The following is a 3,363-nucleotide window of genomic DNA, read 5'->3' as shown; positions in this document are numbered from 1 at the left end:
GCCGTCCTTTTGATTCGTCAAGCGTTAAGACCGAAGTTTTTACCGCTTGTGACCGCGGCGGGTTGCGCCGTGTCAGTGGATGCGCATTATAGGCAGCCGCGCTTTTTGCGCAAGGGCTTTTTTGACATTTTTATGAAAAAAGGCGATTTTGGACATAAAATAAGCCAAAACCGCCTTTTATTAATGATTTATTAACGAAGCCTTAGCGTTGACGGGCAAATTGCCTGGCAAAATCCTTGACCTTGTCCCAGTCGGTAAACTCCAGATCCCGGCTGGTATCGGTGCTGCCGCCGGTCATTTTCATGATCAGCTGGATAATTCGGGTCTGCCACCAGTTGTATTCGCTATATTTCAAGGCACCGGCGAATACGCCTAGGGTTCTGGGCCGCCAGGGCGACTTGGCCAGGAATTTTCTGACATAGGCATTGTTCCTGGGATCCGCTTTTTCCGGTTTGCGTGCCGTCAGGCAGACGCAGAAAAAAGCGGAGTCGGCGACTTCGAGCTGCTCGCTATGGGTATGAATAAAGGTATACAGGCTATCGTGAAAATGGCCATAGCGAACAGAAGCTCCAATCAGCACCTTGTCGTACTTGCTGAGGTTCTTTTTTGGCAGCGTATGCAGATCCGCCGTTTCCACTTCATAACCGGTCAATTCATCCCGCATCGCATCAATGATTTTTGTCGTCTGACCATTGCGAGACGAATAAAGTACCAACAGTTTTCCCATAGACTCCTCTTAGCTTCGCCAGAAGGCCGGCGTAAACAGCACCAACAAGGTAAAAATTTCGAGACGGCCGAACAGCATGGCCAGGATCATTATCCACTTGGCGCCATCGGTAGTGGTACCGAAGTTGGCGGCTACGTCCCCCAAACCGGGGCCCAGATTATTCAGCGTGGCGACGACGGCGGTAAAGGCCGTCAGCTCATCCATGCCGGTGGCCAGCAGGGCCAGCATGCAGATAACGAAAACCAGCGCATAGGCGGCAAAGAAGCCCCACACCGCTTCCACCACTCTATCAGCTAGCGCCTTGTTGCCAAGTTTTATTCGGTAGACCGCCCGGGGGTGGATAAGGCGCTTGAGCTCCCTCATCCCCTGCAAATTAAGAAGCATGATCCGGACCACTTTTATGCCACCACCGGTACTGCCGGCACAGCCGCCGATACAGGAGGCGAACATCAGCAGGACCGGCAAGAACAGCGGCCATTCGGCAAAGCCGGTGGTACTGAATCCGGCGGTGGTGGAGATGGACACCGCCTGGAACAGGGATTGGTCCAGCGCCTGCCAGGGATCGCTGTATACCCGGTGCGCCATCAGTACCGACATACAGATCAGGGTCAGCACCAGCTGCACCCCGATAAAGGCCTTGACTTCAGGATCCATGCGGTAGACCGACACCCGCATCCTGCGGTTGGCAAAGGCGGCGAAGTGCAGGCTGAAATTCACCCCGGCAATCATCAGGAACACCACGATGATCAGGTTGATCATCGGGCTGTTGAAGTGCCCCACGCTGGCATCGTAGGTAGAAAAGCCGCCGATGGCCACGGTGGAAAAAGAGTGGCAGATGGCATCGAACAGGTTCATGCCCGCCAGCCACAGCAGCAGGGCGCAGGTGATGGTCAGCACCAGATAGATATACCAGAGGGCCTTGGCGGTTTCGGCGATGCGGGGCGCCACCTTATTGTCCTTGACCGGTCCCGGAATTTCGGCGCGGAACAGCTGCATGCCCCCGATGCCGAGGATGGGCAGAATGGCCACCGCCAGCACGATGATCCCCATGCCGCCCAGCCATTGCAGCATCTGCCGGTAGAACAGTATGGCCTTGGGCAGCGCTTCCAGGCCGCTGATCACCGTGGCCCCGGTGGTGGTGAGCCCGGAAAAGGATTCAAAAAAGGCCTCCGCCACCGACATGTTCGGCGTGGCGCTCAGCATAAAAGGGATGGCGCCCACACTACCCAGCACCGTCCAGAACAGCACCACGATAAGGAAGCCTTCTTTGGCCCGCAGTTCCTTGTTGTGAGTGCGGTTGGGAAACCACAGCGCCAGCCCCAGGATCAGGCAGATCACGAAAGCGCTGAAAAATTCAAGGCCGCCACCATCCCGGTAGATATAGGCGACCGCCGCCGGGGCCAGCATGGTGACACTGAACAAGGCGACCAGAATGCCGACGATGCGGATGATTGTGCGAATGTGCATGGTGTATCCAAAAGCGTTGTTTAGTCGGTCACCGGCCTGGCGACCACTCTTCCCTGGGTGCGATCCCGTATCTGCTGGCACAGGCTGTCGAGCGACCTGGCATCCACCAGCAACACACCGCTCACCAGCACACCATAGTCGACCCGCTCCCAGTGTGTTCCGGACTGCGTCAGCAGTCCTTCCAGCAACGCCATATCACTGTATTCGGCACGGAGGCTGAGCCGCTCCATGATCAGCCGCTCCCGGGTGTCCAGGCGGGACAAGGCGTGGGCAACGGTGCCGCCATAGGCCCTGACCAGGCCGCCGGTGCCCAGCTTGATACCACCGAAATAGCGGCTGACCACCGCCGTGATCTCCCCCAGGCCGGATCCCTGCAACTGGGCCAGTATGGGTTTGCCGGCGGTTCCCGAGGGCTCGCCATCGTCGCTGAACCCCAATGCCTGGGAGTCGCCGGGCGCCCCCGCGATAAAGGCCCAGCAATGGTGGGCTGCATTTTGATCGCTCTCGCGGATGCTTGCAATAAATGCTTTTGCCGCCCCGGGATCGGGAGTATGCGCCAGATGGGCGATAAAGCGGCTCTTCTTGATTTCCTGCTCCCAGCTCAGTGTTGCCTCCGGGATCGGATAGGGAGAATGCGCCATGACCGGGCCTCGTGAAAATAGTCGGCCGACTATGCTGATAATCAGGTCCTTTGTACCGGAGCCGCCATCATAGCACAGCTCATTCCGTCCGCTCCGGCCGGCTCCACCAGTATAAGGCCGTAAGCACATGTTAATAATGGTTAAACAAATTAAAACAATTGTTTTAAATAGGTGTTGAAATCAGCCATTTTTCTGTTCATAGTGAGCTCATCCCTGCCCGGGAGAGTCGGAGCAGCACAAGGGAACAAGGAGATATGAGGATGATCTACCAAGGCGAAGCCCTCTCTGTACAACTGTTGCAAGACGGTATTGCTGAACTCAGCTTTGACGGCAAAGGTGCCATCAACAAGCTCGACCGCGCCACCCTGCAGTCACTGGAACAGGCGGTGACGGCACTGGAACAGACCACCGGCATCAGCGGCCTGATGTTGGCCAGCGCCAAAGACGCTTTTATCGTCGGTGCCGACATTACCGAGTTTCTGGAGCTGTTCGAGCTGCCGGAAGCCGAGCTCGGCGACTGGCTGGCCA

Annotated in this window: 4 protein-coding genes and 1 pseudogene; 2 read left to right on the top strand and 3 right to left on the bottom strand. The window is 56.9% G+C overall.

Annotation, left to right across the window (positions count from 1 at the left end; translation table 11 throughout):
- The coding region (locus C7H85_RS19935) for a hypothetical protein (protein ID WP_210433710.1) at positions 1-195 on the top strand (195 nt) is incomplete at its 5' end.
- Between the two features lie 7 nt (positions 196-202).
- Here the strand turns inward: C7H85_RS19935 and hemG are convergent.
- The 3 genes from hemG to C7H85_RS19190 are packed head-to-tail and all read right to left on the bottom strand — an operon-like array spanning position 203 to position 2,835.
- Positions 203-727, bottom strand: a complete 525-nt coding sequence (gene hemG / locus C7H85_RS19200) for a menaquinone-dependent protoporphyrinogen IX dehydrogenase (protein ID WP_106731322.1) — start codon at positions 725-727, stop codon at positions 203-205.
- A gap of 9 nt (positions 728-736) precedes the next feature.
- The gene (locus tag C7H85_RS19195) at positions 737-2,194 is read right to left on the bottom strand and encodes a TrkH family potassium uptake protein (protein ID WP_106731321.1); all 1,458 of its coding nucleotides are present in this window, start codon (positions 2,192-2,194) and stop codon (positions 737-739) included.
- Between the two features lie 20 nt (positions 2,195-2,214).
- On the bottom strand, positions 2,215-2,835 hold the full coding sequence (locus tag C7H85_RS19190; RefSeq protein ID WP_106731320.1) for a YigZ family protein: 621 nt from the start codon (positions 2,833-2,835) through the stop codon (positions 2,215-2,217).
- A gap of 260 nt (positions 2,836-3,095) precedes the next feature.
- Here C7H85_RS19190 and fadB point away from each other — a divergent pair.
- Positions 3,096-3,363: pseudogene (gene fadB, locus C7H85_RS19185) on the top strand (fatty acid oxidation complex subunit alpha FadB); the annotation flags it as partial.

Source organism: Zobellella endophytica, assembly GCF_003012775.1.
GTDB lineage: Bacteria > Pseudomonadota > Gammaproteobacteria > Enterobacterales > Aeromonadaceae > Oceanimonas > Oceanimonas endophytica.
The sequence above is the reverse complement of the archived record's forward strand: the minus strand, read 5'-3'. Positions and strand labels throughout refer to the sequence as shown.